17 protein-coding genes and 1 tRNA gene are annotated in these 16,341 nt (G+C 58.3%); 14 read left to right on the top strand and 4 right to left on the bottom strand.

Annotated elements, in window-relative coordinates:
- The first annotated feature begins 314 nt into the window (after window positions 1-314).
- The 8 genes from groES to ACUXV1_RS10370 all read left to right on the top strand — a co-directional run bounded on the left by groES (window position 315) and on the right by ACUXV1_RS10370 (window position 7,195).
- Window positions 315-602: a co-chaperone GroES gene (gene groES / locus ACUXV1_RS10405; RefSeq protein WP_019103401.1), complete on the top strand. Its 288-nt coding sequence runs from the start codon at window positions 315-317 to the stop codon at window positions 600-602.
- 49 nt (window positions 603-651) lie between these two features.
- Window positions 652-2,292, top strand: coding sequence for a chaperonin GroEL (gene groL, locus ACUXV1_RS10400; protein WP_048414165.1), 1,641 nt, complete (start codon window positions 652-654; stop codon window positions 2,290-2,292).
- A gap of 120 nt (window positions 2,293-2,412) precedes the next feature.
- On the top strand, window positions 2,413-3,159 hold the full coding sequence (locus ACUXV1_RS10395; protein ID WP_107732862.1) for a Nif3-like dinuclear metal center hexameric protein: 747 nt from the start codon (window positions 2,413-2,415) through the stop codon (window positions 3,157-3,159).
- A 114-nt stretch (window positions 3,160-3,273) separates the two neighbouring features.
- Window positions 3,274-3,858, top strand: coding sequence for a ubiquinol-cytochrome c reductase iron-sulfur subunit (gene petA, locus ACUXV1_RS10390; RefSeq protein ID WP_039756139.1), 585 nt, complete (start codon window positions 3,274-3,276; stop codon window positions 3,856-3,858).
- Window positions 3,859-3,872: 14 nt separating this feature from the next.
- On the top strand, window positions 3,873-5,210 hold the full coding sequence (locus ACUXV1_RS10385) for a cytochrome b (protein ID WP_043641308.1): 1,338 nt from the start codon (window positions 3,873-3,875) through the stop codon (window positions 5,208-5,210).
- Window positions 5,211-5,226: 16 nt separating this feature from the next.
- A complete protein-coding gene (locus ACUXV1_RS10380) occupies window positions 5,227-5,991 on the top strand; it encodes a cytochrome c1 (RefSeq protein ID WP_019103448.1) in 765 nt (254 codons plus the stop codon).
- 151 nt (window positions 5,992-6,142) lie between these two features.
- The gene (locus ACUXV1_RS10375; RefSeq protein ID WP_039756141.1) at window positions 6,143-6,745 is read left to right on the top strand and encodes a glutathione S-transferase N-terminal domain-containing protein; all 603 of its coding nucleotides are present in this window, start codon (window positions 6,143-6,145) and stop codon (window positions 6,743-6,745) included.
- A 9-nt stretch (window positions 6,746-6,754) separates the two neighbouring features.
- Complete coding sequence (locus ACUXV1_RS10370) at window positions 6,755-7,195, top strand: ClpXP protease specificity-enhancing factor (RefSeq protein ID WP_043641305.1); 441 nt, start codon at window positions 6,755-6,757, stop codon at window positions 7,193-7,195.
- 402 nt (window positions 7,196-7,597) lie between these two features.
- Here the strand turns inward: ACUXV1_RS10370 and ACUXV1_RS10365 are convergent, their stop codons facing one another.
- Window positions 7,598-8,911 carry an ammonium transporter gene (locus ACUXV1_RS10365; protein ID WP_446015358.1) on the bottom strand — a complete coding sequence of 438 codons (1,314 nt, stop codon included), beginning with the start codon at window positions 8,909-8,911 and terminating at the stop codon, window positions 7,598-7,600.
- 29 nt (window positions 8,912-8,940) lie between these two features.
- Window positions 8,941-9,279: a P-II family nitrogen regulator gene (gene glnK / locus ACUXV1_RS10360; protein WP_043591378.1), complete on the bottom strand. Its 339-nt coding sequence runs from the start codon at window positions 9,277-9,279 to the stop codon at window positions 8,941-8,943.
- A 311-nt stretch (window positions 9,280-9,590) separates the two neighbouring features.
- Here glnK and ACUXV1_RS10355 point away from each other — a divergent pair, with 311 nt between their 5' ends.
- The 6 genes from ACUXV1_RS10355 (at window position 9,591) to ACUXV1_RS10330 (ending at window position 13,874) form a co-directional block, all read left to right on the top strand.
- Window positions 9,591-9,878 carry an accessory factor UbiK family protein gene (locus ACUXV1_RS10355; protein WP_043637957.1) on the top strand — a complete coding sequence of 96 codons (288 nt, stop codon included), beginning with the start codon at window positions 9,591-9,593 and terminating at the stop codon, window positions 9,876-9,878.
- A 5-nt stretch (window positions 9,879-9,883) separates the two neighbouring features.
- Window positions 9,884-11,392, top strand: coding sequence for a YifB family Mg chelatase-like AAA ATPase (locus tag ACUXV1_RS10350; RefSeq protein WP_446015357.1), 1,509 nt, complete (start codon window positions 9,884-9,886; stop codon window positions 11,390-11,392).
- A 149-nt stretch (window positions 11,393-11,541) separates the two neighbouring features.
- Window positions 11,542-12,189, top strand: coding sequence for an SPOR domain-containing protein (locus tag ACUXV1_RS10345; protein WP_446015355.1), 648 nt, complete (start codon window positions 11,542-11,544; stop codon window positions 12,187-12,189).
- Between the two features lie 27 nt (window positions 12,190-12,216).
- The gene (locus tag ACUXV1_RS10340; RefSeq protein WP_114153195.1) at window positions 12,217-12,828 is read left to right on the top strand and encodes a thiol:disulfide interchange protein DsbA/DsbL; all 612 of its coding nucleotides are present in this window, start codon (window positions 12,217-12,219) and stop codon (window positions 12,826-12,828) included.
- Between the two features lie 83 nt (window positions 12,829-12,911).
- Window positions 12,912-13,733, top strand: coding sequence for an undecaprenyl-diphosphate phosphatase (locus ACUXV1_RS10335; RefSeq protein WP_446015359.1), 822 nt, complete (start codon window positions 12,912-12,914; stop codon window positions 13,731-13,733).
- 64 nt (window positions 13,734-13,797) lie between these two features.
- Window positions 13,798-13,874, top strand: a tRNA-Met gene (locus tag ACUXV1_RS10330).
- Window positions 13,875-14,006: 132 nt separating this feature from the next.
- Here the strand turns inward: ACUXV1_RS10330 and purB are convergent.
- Window positions 14,007-15,377 (bottom strand): adenylosuccinate lyase, encoded by a 1,371-nt coding sequence (gene purB / locus ACUXV1_RS10325; protein WP_194427603.1) that lies wholly within the window; start codon window positions 15,375-15,377, stop codon window positions 14,007-14,009.
- A 65-nt stretch (window positions 15,378-15,442) separates the two neighbouring features.
- Window positions 15,443-16,339 (bottom strand): ATP-grasp domain-containing protein, encoded by an 897-nt coding sequence (locus tag ACUXV1_RS10320; RefSeq protein ID WP_446015354.1) that lies wholly within the window; start codon window positions 16,337-16,339, stop codon window positions 15,443-15,445.
- Between the last annotated feature and the right edge of the window lie 2 nt (window positions 16,340-16,341).

The following is a 16,341-nucleotide window of genomic DNA, read 5'->3' as shown; positions in this document are numbered from 1 at the left end:
GGAGGAGGTCACAAGACGAACCTTACTAAGTTTCGGATGGCCCTGTTTAGGGGGGCAGGTTAAGATATCTCTACCAAAGCAGTTCAAGTTTCGTCCTCCATCCAACGGCCTGTTGGTGGGAGGCTTCGGTAACACCTTTAGAATTTTCGTGCCACGTAACTGTTGTGCCTTGTTTGATGCAAAATTGCTACTGCAGGCTCTTGAAATCCCTCCCTCTCGTCCCTATCATTAGCACTCGTAGCAGGCGAGTGCTAACGCCCGCCTCAACTCAAACAGGTTTCAACTCTCAACAGCCACTGTAACAGGAGAGATCCATGGCAATTCGTCCTTTGCACGACCGTGTTGTTATCAAGCGCCTCGAGGCTGAAGAAAAAACCGCTTCCGGCATCGTTCTGCCGGGCGCAGCCGCTGAGAAGCCGGACATGGGCGAAGTTTTGGCCGTCGGCAACGGCAAGATCCTGGAAAACGGCGAACGCCGCGCCCTGGAATTGAAGAAAGGCGACAAGGTCATCTTCGGCAAGTACTCCGGTCAGACCGTCAAGGTTGACGGAGATGAAGTCCTCGTAATGCGCGAGGAAGATGTAATGGGCATCGTTGAGTAATCCGACCCGCATCTGAACTTCCCTTACTCAGAATTCTGGAGATTTAAGAATGGCTGCTAAAGACGTAAAGTTTGGTGATTCCGCTCGCGCCAAGATGGTAACCGGCGTCAACATCCTGGCTGATGCCGTTAAAGTGACACTGGGCCCGAAAGGCCGCAACGTAGTGTTGGACCGCTCCTTCGGCGCGCCGACCATCACCAAGGACGGTGTATCCGTTGCCAAGGAAATCGAGCTGAAAGACAAGTTCGAGAACATGGGCGCGCAGATGGTGAAAGAAGTCGCCTCCAAGACTTCCGACGTGGCCGGCGACGGCACCACCACCGCCACCGTGCTGGCCCAAGCCATCGTGCTGGAAGGCATGAAGTACGTTGCCGCCGGCATGAACCCGATGGATCTGAAGCGCGGCATCGACAAAGCCGTTGCCTCGCTGGTGGGCGAAATCGCCAAGATCGCCAAGCCGTGCGCTACCACTAAGGAAATCGCTCAGGTTGGCTCCATTTCCGCCAACTCCGATTCCGACATCGGCGACATCATCGCCAATGCCATGGAAAAAGTGGGCAAGGAAGGCGTGATTACCGTTGAAGACGGCAAGAGCCTGAACAACGAGCTGGACGTGGTCGAAGGCATGCAGTTCGATCGCGGCTACCTGTCCCCGTACTTCATCAACAACCAGGATAAGCAGATTGCCGCTCTGGACAATCCTTTCATCCTGTTGTTCGACAAAAAAATCTCCAATATCCGCGACCTGCTGCCGGTTCTGGAGCAAGTGGCCAAGTCCGGCCGTCCTCTGCTGATCATTGCCGAAGATGTGGAAGGCGAAGCGCTGGCCACTCTGGTGGTCAACACCATCCGCGGTATCCTGAAAGTCGTTGCTGTTAAGGCTCCTGGCTTTGGCGATCGTCGCAAAGCCATGCTGCAGGATATCGCTTTCCTGACCGGCGGCACCGTGATTGCCGAAGAAGTGGGCCTGACCCTGGAAAAAGCTTCGCTGGAAATGCTGGGCCAAGCCAAGCGCGTTGAAGTGGGCAAGGAAAACACCACCATCATCGACGGCGCCGGCCAAGCGGCCGAGATCCAGTCGCGCGTGGGCGAGATCCGCAAGCAGATGGAAGAAGCCACTTCCGATTACGATCGTGAGAAACTGCAAGAGCGAGTGGCCAAGCTGGCCGGCGGTGTTGCGGTGATCAAGGTTGGCGCTGCCACTGAAGTGGAAATGAAAGAGAAAAAGGCCCGCGTTGAAGACGCCTTGCACGCTACCCGCGCCGCTGTTGAAGAAGGCGTTGTGGCTGGCGGCGGCGTTGCTCTGCTGCGCGCCCGCTCCACTCTGGACAGCCTGAAAACCGACAATGCCGATCAAGACGCCGGTGTTAAGATCGTGCTGAAAGCCATCGAAGCGCCGCTGCGCCAGATCGTCAAGAACGCCGGCGAAGAGCCGTCGGTCGTGGTGAACAAGGTGCTGGAAGGCAAAGGCAACTTCGGTTACAACGCGGCTAGCGGCGAGTACGGCGATATGCTGGAAATGGGCGTGCTGGATCCGGCCAAGGTGACCCGCTCCGCTCTGCAGCACGCTGCTTCCGTTGCTGGCTTGATGTTGACCACCGACTGCATGATCGCTGAATTGCCGGAAGACAAGCCGGCGGCCGGCATGCCGGATATGGGCGGCATGGGCGGTATGGGCGGCATGATGTAAGCTGACGCCTCCTCGGCTTTGAAAAACCCCGCTACGGCGGGGTTTTTCTTTTGTGGCCTTAAAATGAGTTGGCTTCTGGCAAAATAAAGCTGGGGCATATATTAAATTAAGGAGTGCGTGATGGAATTGAAGGCCTTGCTGAGCAGCCTGGACACGATTTTGGAACCGTGGCGGTTCAAGGACTACGCGCCTAACGGGCTGCAGGTGGAGGGGAGGCCGACAGTCCGCAAGTTGGTAACTGGGGTGACAGCCTCCCAGGCCTTGATTGACGAGGCGGCGTTGCGTGGAGCGGACGCCGTACTGGTGCATCACGGCTATTTTTGGAAGGGAGAGGACGCCCGGATTTGCGGTATGAAGCGTCAACGGGTCAAGGCATTGCTGGAGCATGATTTGAGCTTGCTGGCTTACCACCTGCCTTTGGATGCTCATCTGGAGTTGGGCAATAACGCGATGCTGGGCAAGGTGCTGGATTTGGATGCTTTGGGGCAGGGGGGCGAGCAGGGCTTGCTGTGGCATGGGTCATGGCGGCATGGAGGCAGCGCGGTGGATTTTCGCGAGCATGTTTCCGCTTGCCTAGGGCGCGAGGCCTTGTTGCTGGGCAGGGCGGACAAGCCGATTTCGCGCGTGGCCTGGTGTACTGGCGGTGCGCAGAGCTTCTTCGCCGAAGCCATCGATCTGGGGGTGGATGCTTTCATCACCGGCGAAGCATCCGAGCAAAATCATCATATGGCAATGGAGTGTGATGTGGCTTTCATCGCGGCGGGGCATCACGCCACGGAGCGTTTTGGCATCAAGGCTTTGGGCGAACGCATGGCTCAGCTTCATGGCATAAGTGTTGAATTTGTAGACATTTCCAACCCGGTTTAAGAGGCTAAGCGGGGCTTCGGCCAATTTATTTGCATAGAAGCTTCAAGTCCCTACTCGGAATCGGGTAAAATCAGGCAGTTTTGGGCTCGGTTTCCACGTTTGAGGATGACTGTAATGAGTGAACAACAAGTCGATGCGGGGCGCCGTCGCTTTCTGACGGTTGCAACCAGCGCTGTTGGTGGTGTGGCGGCGGCCGGAGTGGCTACGCCGTTTCTGATGAGTTTCTTCCCGTCCGAGAGGGCAAAGGCCGCCGGCGCTCCCGTCGAGGTGGATATCGGCAAGATCGAGCCGGGCCAGAAGATCAACGTCGAGTGGCGCGGCAAGCCGGTATGGGTGCTGAACCGCACGCCGGAGCAATTGAAAAACCTGCCGAAGCTGGACGAGAAGCTGGTTGATCCCAAATCCGAGATGGATCAGCAGCCTACTTATTGCCAGAACGAGCACCGCTCGATCAAACCCGAGTTGCTGGTTGCCGTCGGCATCTGCACGCATTTGGGCTGTTCGCCGACTCACCGTCCGGATATCGCGCCCGCCGATCTGGGCCCGGACTGGTTGGGCGGCTTCTACTGCCCCTGTCATGGTTCCAAGTTCGACTTGGCCGCGCGCGTTTACAAAGGCGTGCCGGCACCGAAGAACCTGGAAATTCCGCCGCACAAATATCTGTCCGACACCCGCCTGCTGATTGGCGAAGACAAATAAGCTGAGGGGGCTACATGACTAAAGGACAAAAGTTGCTCAACTGGGTGGACGAGCGTTTTCCGCTATCGTCGATGCTCAAGGAGCACGTTACCGAGTATTACGCGCCGAAGAACTTCAACTTCTGGTACTTCTTCGGTTCGCTGGCCATGCTGGTACTGGTGATTCAAATTGTCACCGGCATCTTCCTGACCATGAACTACAAGCCGGACGGCACCTTGAATGGGGCCGGCATCCCGGTTGCCTTTGCTTCGGTCGAATACATCATGCGCGATGTGGCCGGAGGCTGGATCATCCGTTACATGCACTCCACCGGCGCTTCGATGTTCTTCGTGGTGGTGTATCTGCATATGTTCCGCGGCCTGATCTACGGTTCCTACAAGCAGCCGCGCGAACTGGTGTGGGTGTTTGGCACCTTGATCTTCCTGTGCCTGATGGCCGAGGCCTTCATGGGCTATTTGCTGCCTTGGGGCCAGATGTCGTTCTGGGGCGCGCAGGTGATCGTCAACCTCTTCGGCTCCATTCCGGTGATCGGCCCTGACTTGTCGGTGTGGATCCGCGGCGATTACGTGGTGTCTGACGCTACACTGAACCGCTTCTTCGCGCTGCACGTGATCGCGGTGCCGCTGGTGCTACTGGCCCTGGTGGTCGCTCACCTGATCGCTTTGCATGAAGTGGGCTCCAATAATCCGGACGGCGTTGAGATCAAGAAACTGAAGGATGACAAGGGTATTCCGCTGGACGGCATCCCCTTCCACCCGTACTACACCGTTAAGGATGTGCTGGGCGTGGTGGTGTTCCTGATCGTGTTCTCGGCCATTGTGTTCTTCATGCCGGAAATGGGCGGTTACTTCCTGGAGCACCCCAACTTTGACCAGGCCGACCCGCTGAAGACTCCGCCGCATATCGCGCCGGTATGGTACTTCACTCCGTTCTACGCCATCTTGCGTGCCATCCCGTCCTTCCTGGGCACTCAGGTATGGGGCGTATTGGCGATGGGCGCGGCGGTGGTGCTGATCGCCTTCCTGCCGTGGCTGGATCGCTCGCCGGTTAAGTCCATTCGTTACCGCGGTCCCAAGTTCAAGTTCATGCTGGTCCTGTTCATCGTGTCCTTCATTGGTCTTGGCATTCTGGGCGCTTTGCCGTCCACCAATGCCCGTACCGTGATCGCGCAGGTGCTCTCGTTCGTCTACTTCGCCTTCTTCCTGGGCATGCCGTTCTACACCAAGAACGATGTGGGCAGCATTCCGGTGCCGACGCGGGTGACTGATACCAACGCCCAGCGTCAAATCCGGTTTGCGGTACTGGTGGTGGTGACCATCGTGGCCGCCGCCGTATTCGCCATGAACGTGTAAAAAGGGGAGAGGACTCATGAAAAGCAAAATCCGCCACCTGATCGCGGCCATGGCGCTGGCGTTGCCGTTCAGCGCTACGGCGCTGGCTGCAAGCGAAGGGGCCAAGCTGCCCAAGGCGCCTATCAATATCCAAGATACGGAAAGCTTGCAACGCGGGGCGCAGATCTTCACCAACTACTGCTTGTCTTGCCATTCGGCCAGCGCGATGCGTTACAACCGCCTGACCGATATCGGCTTGACTGAAGAGCAGATCAAGGCGAACTTGCTGCCGGAGGGCGCCAAGATCGGGGATCAGATGAACATCGCGATGAACAAGAAGGATGCTCAAGCCTGGTTTGGCGCCACGCCGCCGGACTTGTCGCTGATCGCGCGTTCTCGCGGCGCCGACTATCTGTACGGCTATCTGCGCGGCTTCTACCGTGATCCGAGCCGGCCTACCGGCTGGAATAACGCGGTGTTCGACAAGGTGGGCATGCCTCACATCTTCTGGGAATGGCAAGGCGAGCAGGTGCTGAAAACCGAGAAGAATGCGGAAGGCCATGAGGAGCACAAGCTGGAGCTGATCAAGGCCGGTACTTTGACCAAGCTTGAGAACGGCAAGGCCAACACCGTGGAATTCGACAAGCGGATGGCGGACTTGACCAACTTCCTGGTCTACATCGGCGAACCGGCACAAGTGAAGCGTCAGCAGATTGGCTATGTCGTATTGATGTTCCTCTCGCTGTTGCTGTTGCCGCTGGCGTATTTCTTGAAGAAAGAGTACTGGCGCGACGTGCATTAAGCTAACTTGTCGGCGTTGATCAAGGCGGAGAAATCCGCCTTTTTTTATTTTAAATCATGGCATTATGATGCGGTGCTGGAAATGAGGTGGGGGAAAGTGCTAGAATGCCCAGCTGAATCAACCCATTGTTAGTTAAGGATTTCCTCCTGCCATGATGACTCTTTACTCCGGAATTACCTGCCCGTTCAGCCAGCGTTGCCGTATCGTGCTTTTTGAAAAGGGAATGGATTTCGAAATCATTGATGTGGACATCCATAACAAGCCGGAAGATCTGGCGGTGATGAACCCCTACAATGAGGTGCCGGTATTGGTCGAGCGCGATTTGATCCTGCACGAATCCAATATCATCAACGAGTACATTGACGAGCGTTTCCCGCACCCGCAGCTGATGCCGGCGGACCCGGTGATGCGCGCGCGCGCCCGCTTGTTCCTCTACCGTTTTGAAAACGAGCTGTTCATCCACGTCAAGGCGCTGGAGGCTGGCGCCACCGGCAAGGAAGCGAACAAGGCCCGCGAGGCCATCCGTGACGGTTTGACTACGATCGCGCCGATTTTCGCCAAGCAGAAGTTCATGCTGGGCGACGATTTCTCCATGATCGACGTGGCGATTGCGCCGCTGATGTGGCGTTTGGAGCATTACAACATTGATCTGGGCAAAAACTCCGCGCCCATCCTGAAGTACGCCGAGCGGATTTTCCAGCGTCAGTCCTTTATCGATTCGCTGACGCCGTCCGAAAAGGCCATGCGCAAATAAGGATTGCCAATGAGCTCCAGCACCAAGCCCTACATGATCCGAGCGCTGCACGAGTGGTGTGGCGACAACGGTTTCACGCCCTATGTGGTGGTATGGGTCAACGAGCGCGCCGATGTGCCGCACGAGTACGTGAAAAACAACGAAATCGTGCTGAATATCGGTCTTTCGGCCACCAAGAACCTGCGTATCGACAATGATTGGTTGTCGTTTTCCGCTCGTTTTGGCGGCGTTTCCCGCGACATCTGGGTGCCGATTGGCAATGTGATGTCGATTTTTGCAAGGGAAACCGGCGAAGGCATGGGTTTCGAAGTTGAGCTGGGAGAGGCTGAAGCCGCCGCGCCGGCACTGAAACCGGTAACGGCCGACGACGAAGCCAAGCCGGTGGAAGCTTCCGAGCCGGAGGCTCCAGTCAAGCCGACGGGGCGTCCCAGCCTGCGAATCGTCAAATAGCGGTTTCCATTCCGTAAGCGAAAGCCGGTCCGTAAGGGCCGGCTTTTTCATTGGTGGCGGAATGCGTTCACGATTTGCTGCGCGTTGGCGATATGGCATTGAAAACCGCTTTGAAATGCTCATGTATCGTATGACCATCTCGCTTTCTTAGAACCTGTTCACGATCAGCTCCGCTGCGGCGATACGGCGTTAAAAACAAGCTCAAAATGCTCATGTACCCTTGTACATTCTGCTTTTTCGCTCGTTTTCGCCTTGTATCGCTCTTGCTCGCGAGATCGTGAACAGGCTCTTAGCCGTTTTCGTTTTGTCTCGTCCGGCTCCCGGGAGTTTAAACTACGCTCTTGCAAAAAAAAGGGCGCCAGCGGCGCCCCAAGTCCCTTACCACAACAAGAAAATTTGGATTTATTCGACGCGCTCGCCGTGCAGGATCACATCCAGTCCCTCGCGTTCTTCGTCTTCCGCGACGCGCAGTCCAATCGCTACATCGATTAGCTTCAGCAGGATGAAGGTGACGACGGCGCAATAGGCCGCTGTGACGCCCACGCCTAGCGCTTGAGCCGCGAGGCTGCCTTCCGCGCTGCCGATTTCTTTGACGGCGAAGACGCCGGTGAGCAAGGCGCCCAGGATGCCGCCGATGCCATGTACGCCGAAGGCGTCCAAAGAGTCGTCATAGCCCAGCATGTGCTTGAGTCCGGTGGCGCCCCAGAAGCACACCACGCCGGCTGCCAGGCCGATAATCAGAGCGCCTTTGACGTCGACGAAGCCGGCCGCGGGCGTGATGGCGACCAAGCCGGCGACAGCGCCCGACGCAATGCCTAGCACCGAAGGCTTTTTCTTGGTAAGCCATTCGGCAAACATCCAGGCCAGCGCGGCGGCGGCGGTGGCTAGCTGGGTAGTGACCATGGCCATGCCGGCGCGGCCGTCCGCAGCCGCGGCGGAACCGGCGTTGAAGCCGAACCAGCCCACCCACAGCATCGATGCCCCCACCAGGGTCAGCACCAGGTTATGGGGGGGCATCGCTTCCTTGCCGAAACCGACGCGCTTGCCCAGTACCAAGGCGGTTACCAAGCCGGCGATACCGGCGTTGATGTGCACAACGGTTCCGCCGGCGAAGTCCAGCACGCCCTTGTCCGCCATCCAGCCGCCCGGCGCCCAGACCCAGTGCGCCACCGGCACGTAGACCAGCAAGGACCACAAGGCCATAAAGACCAGCATGGCGGAAAACTTCATTCGCTCGGCGAAGGCCCCGGTGATCAGCGCGGGGGTGATGATGGCGAAAGTCATCTGAAAGGTCATGAACACCGATTCCGGTATGGTCCCGGCCAGCGGATGTACCGCCAATTTGCCGGCGTCTTTCAGGTAAACCATGCCGTCCAGCATCACGCGGCTCAAGTCGCCGAGATAAGGCGTGCCGACGGTGAAGGCCAGGCTGTAGCCGATGACGGCCCACAACACCGTGATCAGCGCGGTGATGGCGAAACTTTGCATCAGCGTCGCCAACACGTTTTTCTTGCGCACCATGCCGCCATAGAACAGCGCCAGGCCGGGAATCGTCATGAACAGCACCAAGGCGGTGGAGATCAGCATCCAGGCGGTGTCGCCGGCGCTGATGCTCTTGGCGTCGGCAATCGCCGGGCCTGCCGGCGCGGCGGCGAACGCCAGCGGGGCCATTAGGCCCAAGCCGGCGAGCTGAATGGTTGCGAGCAGTTTTTTCATTGTCGTTTCCCCTAAGTCTCTATTGCGGTTCAGACCGCGTCGGCGCCGGTTTCGCCGGTGCGGATGCGCACCACTTGTTCCAGGTCGTAGACGAAGATCTTGCCGTCGCCGATCTTGCCGGTGCGGGCGGATTTTTCGATGGCTTCCACGACCTGATCGAGCAAAGCGTCGTCTATGGCGATCTCCAGTTTGACCTTGGGCAGGAAGTCCACCACGTATTCGGCGCCGCGGTAGAGTTCGGTATGCCCTTTCTGGCGACCGAAGCCTTTGACTTCGGTGACGGTGACGCCTTGCACGCCGATGGCGGACAAGGCTTCGCGGACTTCGTCCAGCTTGAAGGGCTTGATGATGGCAGAAACGAGTTTCATGACTGCTCCTTGGGTCTGATGATCCGGTGTCTTGAGGTGAGCGCTGCTGTCGCGTCAATACGCATGAATCGTGCCAGGCCGGATTGGCGCAAAAGAAAACGCTAAGATCATGTTGCAATGCAAAAAAGGTCTGTACTGGCCTTTTTGGCACTTTCCCGGTGCATGCGGCGCTGAGGTGCCGCACTGATTTGGTGCCGCGAAGGGCGCGGAGTTGGGATGGGGGGGGCAATGGGTACGCGCTGGCGGGTGGCGGACTTGGCTTTTTGCTACACTCTGCTCTGTTATCACTTATTCATTCAAGGAGCCGCGTCATGTTGAGCCAAAAGCTGTTCGAGGAAATCGGCAACAAGATCAGCGAAACTATTGCCGCCAGTCCGGCCAAGGACATCGAGAAAAACGTCAAAGCGATGATGGCCTCCACATTCAGCAAAATGGATCTGGTGACGCGCGAGGAGTTCGACGTGCAGCAGGAAGTGTTGGTGCGGACCCGAGAGAAGCTGGCTCAGCTGGAGCAGAAGCTAGCGCGCTTAGAGGCGCAGGTGTTCCCGGATGAGGCGCGAGCCACGGTAGAGGCCCAATCAGAACTCGGTCACTCCTAAGCGACATGGCGCTGGCCGTGGTTGCAAGCCGGGCGCTGGCCGGAGTGGAGGCGCCTGAGGTTGCGGTGGAAGTGCATTTGGCCAACGGCTTGCCCGCTTTCACCATTGTCGGCTTGCCTGATCTGGAGGTGAGGGAAAGCCGGGAGCGGGTCCGCGCGGCAATCTTGACCTCTGGTTTTGAGTTCCCGGCCCGGCGCATCACCGTCAACCTTGCCCCGGCCGATCTTCCCAAAGACTCCGGCCGTTTTGACCTGCCCATCGCCATTGGCATTCTTGTTGCCAGCGGACAGGTGCGTTGTCCCAAGTTGGCGGAATATGAAATTGCCGGAGAGCTGGCCTTGACCGGGGCTTTGCGGCCGGTGCGCGGGGCCTTGGCGATGGCGTGCAAGACGAGGGAAGCGGGGCGCGCCTTCATCTTGCCGGTAGCCAGCGCCAGGGAGGCTGCCGTGCTTGAGGGCATGCCTTTATATGGCGTGAGCAGCCTGGTTGAGGCCTGCGCCTTTCTCAACGGTCTCTCCGAGCTGGAGCCGTATCGACAAGAGGGTGGCCCATCCCGCTCGCTGCCTGATTACCTTGATCTGTTGGATATCAAAGGCCAGTCCTTAGCGCGCCATGCGTTGGAAGTGGCTGCGGCCGGACGGCATAGCCTCTTGTTGATCGGGCCACCCGGCACCGGTAAATCCATGTTGGCCGCCCGCCTGCCCGGCATCTTGCCCGGCATGCCGGACGAAGAGGCGCTGGAAAGCGCGGCCGTGCGTTCTTTGGGGACCGATGGCTTCGCCCTGGACGATTGGGGCGTAAGGCCTTTCCGTGCCCCGCACCATACCGCGTCCGCGGTGGCGTTGGTGGGTGGAGGCAGTGACCCCCGGCCAGGGGAAATTAGCCTGGCGCATCATGGCGTTTTGTTTCTGGACGAATTGCCGGAGTTTGATCGCAAAGTGCTGGAGGTCTTGCGCGAGCCGCTGGAGGCCGGCGTGATCCACATCTCGCGCGCCGCGCGCCAAGCCAGTTTTCCCGCGCGATTTCAGCTGATTGCGGCAATGAATCCCTGCCCGTGTGGCTATCTTGGGCATTTCAGCGGAAAATGCCGGTGCACGCCCGAGCAAGTGGGGCGCTATCGAGGTAAAATCTCCGGTCCCTTGTTGGATCGCATCGATTTGCATGTTGAAGTGCAGTCCTTGCCTGCCGAGGCCTTGGTGGATGGGGCCGCCGGCGAGCCCAGCGCTTTGGTGCGTGAACGGGTGGAGTCGGCGTATCGTCGACAATTGGCTAGGCAAGGAAAGGCGAATGCGGGCTTGAGCGGGGCGGAGCTGGAGGCGCTTGGCGATTTTCACGCCGAAGGGCTGGCATTATTGCGGCAAGTTTTGGACAAGATCGGCTTGTCGGCGCGCAGTTATCATCGGATACTTCGGGTTTCCAGAACCATTGCCGATTTACAGGGTCAGGCTATGGTCATGCGGGAGCATGTGTTGCAGGCGATTCAATTACGACGCGCGGCAATGCCTAATGGCTAACAATAAATAAAGAATTGATCAATCCAGATAGTTTGTTGAACTATTTGATTAGTTAAAAGCGTAAGTGTTGCATGGCAAATCGAGATTTAAAAAATTCCTCCCGTAGTTCCCGTGGCCGTTCATCCAGCTCCAAAAGCGGAGGCGGCGGCATGGTGGCGGGCATCGTCATCGGTCTGATCGTCGGCGTTGCCGTCGCGGTTGGCCTCGCCATGTATCTGAATAAGTCCTCTACGCCGTTCAGCAACTTGGAAAAGTTGGATCGCAAAGCGGCCGGCGCTTCCGCGCCGCCGACGGAGCTGCTGGCCCCGGGCACGCGCATTGCGGACGCCGCTTCGGAAACCGTTACCGCGCCGGCCCCGGTGGCCAAGCCGGCTCAAGAGCCCCCGTCCGCTCCACCGCCGATGCCGACGGAAGTTCCCGCCAAGCCGGCCGCCGCGCCGGCGGCCAAGGACGTTGGCAAGGAAGAGCAGCGCTTTGACTTCTACAAAATCTTGCCTGGCCAGGTGGATGCGGTGCCTGGCAAGAACGGCAAGGCGACGGAACCTTCTGCGCAGCAGGCGGCCAAAAAGGTCTACTTGCAGCTGGGGTCCTTCCAGAATCAGGACGAGGCGGACAACCTCAAGGCCAAGCTGGCTTTGTTGGGCGTGGAGGCCAAAATCCAGTCGGTGACTGTGCCGGAAAAGGGGCTGGTGCATCGGGTCAGGGTGGGGCCGTACAACCGTCAGGACGAGGTGGATCGGGTGAAGGCTCAGTTGAAGCAGGATGGCATTGGCGCGACAGTCGTCAAGGCGGAATAAACTCTTCCTCTATTTAGGGAATCGATAATGAAAAAGTGGTTATTGCTTTCGTTGATGCTGTTCAGCGGGCTGGCAAACGCGGCGATTGAGCTGGGCAAGGATTACACCATGCTGGCGACGCCGCAGCCGGTGGCGGATCCGAAAAAGGTGGAGGTCATCGAGTTCTTCTCTTACCACTGCATTCACTGCCTGGAACTTGAGCCGGCGATGAGCGCTTGGGAAAAGAGCAAGCCCGCCGACGTGGCGTTCTCCAAGGAACAGATCGTGTGGCAAAAGTCGATGGAAGGCTTCGTGCGCATGTTCTCCGCTTTCAAAACCACCGGCACCTACGACAAACTGCACCGCCCGGCTTTCGAGGCTGTGGTGAAGTCGCGTGTCAACTTGTCTGACGAGGGCGTGTTCGCCAACTGGCTCAAGCAGCAGAAGGGCGTTGACGCTGCCAAGGTGATGCAGGCGTACAAATCCTTTGGTGTGAACGCACAAGTGGCCAAGGCGGCCAAGATGACTCGCGATTATGCGATTCAGGGTACCCCGACAGTGATTATCAACGGTAAATACGTAGTGACACCGGTGGCGCCGGAGCGCATGGTGCAGGTGATCAACGAGCTGGTGGTCAAGGCGCGAGCCGAGAAAAAATAAGAATCGAGCAAGATGCTTGGTGAAGAAGGCAGCCCCGGGGCTGCCTTTTGCGCATATTAAACCTTGATGGGGGATGGATGGACATGGATTTGATGCTGTTGGCTAAGGCTCTATTGCTGGGCATCGTCGAAGGGGTGACGGAGTTTTTTCCGATTTCCAGCACCGGGCACTTGATTGTGGTGGGGGACCTGATCGGTTTTCAAAACAATGCGGACGTGTTTGAGGTGGTGATTCAGCTGGGAGCAATCCTGGCAGTGGTTTGGGAGTACCGCCAGCGTTTTCTGGGCGTGGCGCAGGGCGCTTTGCAGCGGGATGCCCAGTCGTTGCGCTTCATCAGCAACTTGTTGGTGGCTTTTATGCCGGCGGCGGTCATCGGTTTCTTCGCGATCAAGGCGATCAAGCACTATTTGTTCAACCCGCTGACGGTGGCGCTGGCCTTGGTGGTGGGCGGCATCATCATTCTGCTGGTTGAGCGCAGGCAGCGCGTGCCGCGGGTGAGCAGCGTGGATGCGATGAGCTGGCAAGACGCCTTGAAAGTGGGGATCGCTCAGGTGTTTGCCATGGTGCCCGGCACATCGCGCTCCGGTTCCACCATTATCGGCGGCATGTTGTTTGGCCTGGATCGCAAGGTCGCCACGGAGTTTTCCTTTTTCCTGGCGGTGCCTACCATGTTCGCGGCCACGTTCTACGATGTGTACAAGCATTGGCACCAATTCACCGCCGCAGATGTGCCGGTGATAGGCGTTGGTTTCATCGCGGCGTTCATCAGCGCTTTCTTCGCGGTGCGTGGTTTGATCCGCTATGTGTCCAGCCACAACTTCAATGCGTTCGCCTGGTATCGCATCGTATTCGGCTTGGTGATATTGGCTACATGGCAGTTGGGCTGGGTGGATTGGAGTGTTTGAATTGGCTCAAGATAGAAATATCTTGACAGCCAGGAGTGGCTTGTATAATATGCAACCTCTCTGACGCGGGGTGGAGCAGTCTGGTAGCTCGTCGGGCTCATAACCCGAAGGTCGTAGGTTCAAATCCTGCCCCCGCAACCAAATTCAAAAACCCAGCTTTCTTTTGAAAGCTGGGTTTTTTGTTTTCCTTCCAGTGGTCTGTCCGATCAATGGCCGCTGAATTAAAAAAACCGCCGGGTAACGGCGGTTTTTTTATTGCTCGAGCAGGCGTGATTAAATGCGCTTGGCCAGTTCCGATGCCTTGCCGATATAGCTGGCCGGGGTTAATTCCAGCAGGCGGGCTTTTTCCGTTTCCGGTAGTTCCAGGTTTTTGATGAAGGCATGCAAGGTTTCACGGGTGATGCCGCCCTTGCCGCGCGTCAATTCCTTCAGCTGTTCGTACGGATTGGGCACGCCGTGGCGCCGCATTACGGTTTGCACCGGCTCCGCCAACAGTTCCCAGCTGTTGTCCAGATCGGCGGCAATCGCCTGCGGATTGATTTCCAGCTTGTTCAAGCCCTTCAGGCAGGCTTTGAGGCCAAGAAGGGTGTAGCCGAAGCCCACGCCCATATTGCGCAGAACCGTGGAGTCGGTCAGGTCGCGCTGCCAGCGCGATACCGGCAGTTTTTCCGCCAAGTGGCCCAGGATGGCGTTGGCCATGCCCAGATTGCCCTCGGCGTTTTCGAAGTCGATCGGGTTGACCTTGTGCGGCATGGTGGAGCTGCCGACTTCGTCCTTCTTCACCTTCTGCTTGAAATAGCCAAGCGAGATATAGCCCCAGATATCGCGGTTCAGGTCGACCAGGATAGTGTTGACCCGAGCCAGAACCTGATACAACTCGGCCATATAGTCGTGCGGTTCGATCTGGATAGTGTAAGGGTTGAAGGTCAGACCCAGGCCGGTGACGAAGCGGCCGCAGAAGCTTTCCCAGTCGATGTCGGGGTAAGCGACCAGATGGGCGTTGTAGTTGCCCACCGCGCCGTTGATCTTGCCGAGGATTTCCTGGTGTACCAGTTGTTCGCGTTGGCGTTTCAGGCGGTAGACCGTATTGGCCAGTTCCTTGCCCATGGTGGACGGTGTCGCCGGCTGGCCGTGGGTACGGCACATCATCGCGGTGTCGGCCAGCTCATGCGACAGTTTTTGCAGCTTGTGGATGACTTCGTCGATGGTGGGCAGCACCACGGTGTTGCGCGCGGTTTTCAGCATCAGCGCGTGCGACAGGTTGTTGATGTCTTCGGAGGTGCAGGCGAAGTGGATGAACTCGCTGGCCGCCATGACTTCCGGGTTGCCGGACAGACGTTCCTTCAGCCAGTACTCGATGGCTTTCACGTCGTGATTGGTCCGCGCCTCGATGGCTTTGACCTCTTCGCCGTGCTGTACGTTGAAGTTGGCGATCACGTCGTCGATTTCACGGATGGTGGCTTCCGAGAAGGAAGGCACTTCCTCGATGCCTGGCTCGGCGGCCAGCATCTTCAGCCATTCCAGCTCCACTTTAATGCGGAACTTCATCAGGCCGTACTCGGAAAACAGATTGCGCAAGGCCTCGACTTGGCCGGCGTAGCGGCCATCCAGGGGGCTTAGGGCGGTCAGCGTGGTCAGGTTCATGCTGGGTAGTTCCAAACGTGGGTTGCCGGTGTTCTGGCGGGTTGCGGTACAAAATCCCTTAATGCTCAACGCAGGCGTCGCGCGAGCGCCGCGGCCAACTCCTCCGCGGCTTGCGGCCGGAAGCGGAAAAACAGCTCCGGTTCGATCATTTCCAACTCCATGACCGCCAGGCGGCCATGGTTGTCGCGAATCACGTCGACGCGCGCGTAAAGCACGTCGAAAGGCACTGCTTGCACGGCGGCTTCTGCAAAGGCGATTTCTTGCGCGTCGGCCTGATGCGGGTGCACCTGGCCGCCGTGGTCGTCCTGCACGCGGAAGTCGCCGGACTTCGGCGTTTTGCGGATGGCGTGGCTGAAATGACCATCGATGACGATCAGGGACAGCTCCCCCTGGGTCAATACGCTGTGTTGCATGGGTTGCAGCAACATGGCTTCTTGTTGGATCAGCTCGGCATACACACATTCCAGCGTTTCAGCGTTCGCCGGGGCGACGCGATAGGTGTGCCGGGCTGCGCCGGAGACGACCGGCTTCAAGATGGCGTCGTTCCAGCCTCGTTCCGCCAGTAGTTGGCGCAGTGTTTGCGGCGCGCCTTTCTCAATGTAGTGCGTGTCCACCGTATGAACAGCGTTTTGTTGCAGTTCGGCCAGGTAGTGTTTGTCCAGATTCCAGCGAATGAGCCCAATCTCGTTGAATAGTCGCGTTTGGCCGGCCGCGCGCGCCAGCCAGTCGGAAAACACGGGCAGGCGCTCGAAGTAATCCCAAGTGGTGCGGAACAGCGCGCAGCGCGCGCCGGCCCAGTCCATGTCCGGGTCGTCCCAGGCCAGACGACGAGCAAGCAAACCCTGGCGCTGTAGCGCTGCCAGGACCAAGCCGTCCTCATGATGAACCTGGCGGCGATACCAGTCGCGGTCGTCCGGCGGCAGCAGGCGCGAATCGGTCAGAACGGCAACATCGAGCGACATCG

It is taken from the genome of Chromobacterium sp. W521 (genome assembly GCF_052805975.1).
This window is presented reverse-complemented; position numbering and strand designations above follow the sequence as displayed.

Coding starts and splice junctions, on each gene's coding strand:
- ACUXV1_RS10395 (WP_107732862.1), top strand. CDS start 2,413: ATGGAATTGAAGGCCTTGCTGAGCAGCCTGGACACGATTTTGGAACCG.
- groES (WP_019103401.1), top strand. CDS start 315: ATGGCAATTCGTCCTTTGCACGACCGTGTTGTTATCAAGCGCCTCGAG.
- purB (WP_194427603.1), bottom strand. CDS start 15,377: ATGAACCTGACCACGCTGACCGCCCTAAGCCCCCTGGATGGCCGCTAC.
- ACUXV1_RS10370 (WP_043641305.1), top strand. CDS start 6,755: ATGAGCTCCAGCACCAAGCCCTACATGATCCGAGCGCTGCACGAGTGG.
- groL (WP_048414165.1), top strand. CDS start 652: ATGGCTGCTAAAGACGTAAAGTTTGGTGATTCCGCTCGCGCCAAGATG.
- ACUXV1_RS10320 (WP_446015354.1), bottom strand. CDS start 16,339: ATGTCGCTCGATGTTGCCGTTCTGACCGATTCGCGCCTGCTGCCGCCG.
- ACUXV1_RS10355 (WP_043637957.1), top strand. CDS start 9,591: ATGTTGAGCCAAAAGCTGTTCGAGGAAATCGGCAACAAGATCAGCGAA.
- ACUXV1_RS10340 (WP_114153195.1), top strand. CDS start 12,217: ATGAAAAAGTGGTTATTGCTTTCGTTGATGCTGTTCAGCGGGCTGGCA.
- petA (WP_039756139.1), top strand. CDS start 3,274: ATGAGTGAACAACAAGTCGATGCGGGGCGCCGTCGCTTTCTGACGGTT.
- ACUXV1_RS10335 (WP_446015359.1), top strand. CDS start 12,912: ATGGATTTGATGCTGTTGGCTAAGGCTCTATTGCTGGGCATCGTCGAA.
- ACUXV1_RS10350 (WP_446015357.1), top strand. CDS start 9,884: ATGGCGCTGGCCGTGGTTGCAAGCCGGGCGCTGGCCGGAGTGGAGGCG.
- ACUXV1_RS10375 (WP_039756141.1), top strand. CDS start 6,143: ATGATGACTCTTTACTCCGGAATTACCTGCCCGTTCAGCCAGCGTTGC.
- ACUXV1_RS10365 (WP_446015358.1), bottom strand. CDS start 8,911: ATGAAAAAACTGCTCGCAACCATTCAGCTCGCCGGCTTGGGCCTAATG.
- ACUXV1_RS10380 (WP_019103448.1), top strand. CDS start 5,227: ATGAAAAGCAAAATCCGCCACCTGATCGCGGCCATGGCGCTGGCGTTG.
- glnK (WP_043591378.1), bottom strand. CDS start 9,279: ATGAAACTCGTTTCTGCCATCATCAAGCCCTTCAAGCTGGACGAAGTC.
- ACUXV1_RS10345 (WP_446015355.1), top strand. CDS start 11,542: ATGGTGGCGGGCATCGTCATCGGTCTGATCGTCGGCGTTGCCGTCGCG.
- ACUXV1_RS10385 (WP_043641308.1), top strand. CDS start 3,873: ATGACTAAAGGACAAAAGTTGCTCAACTGGGTGGACGAGCGTTTTCCG.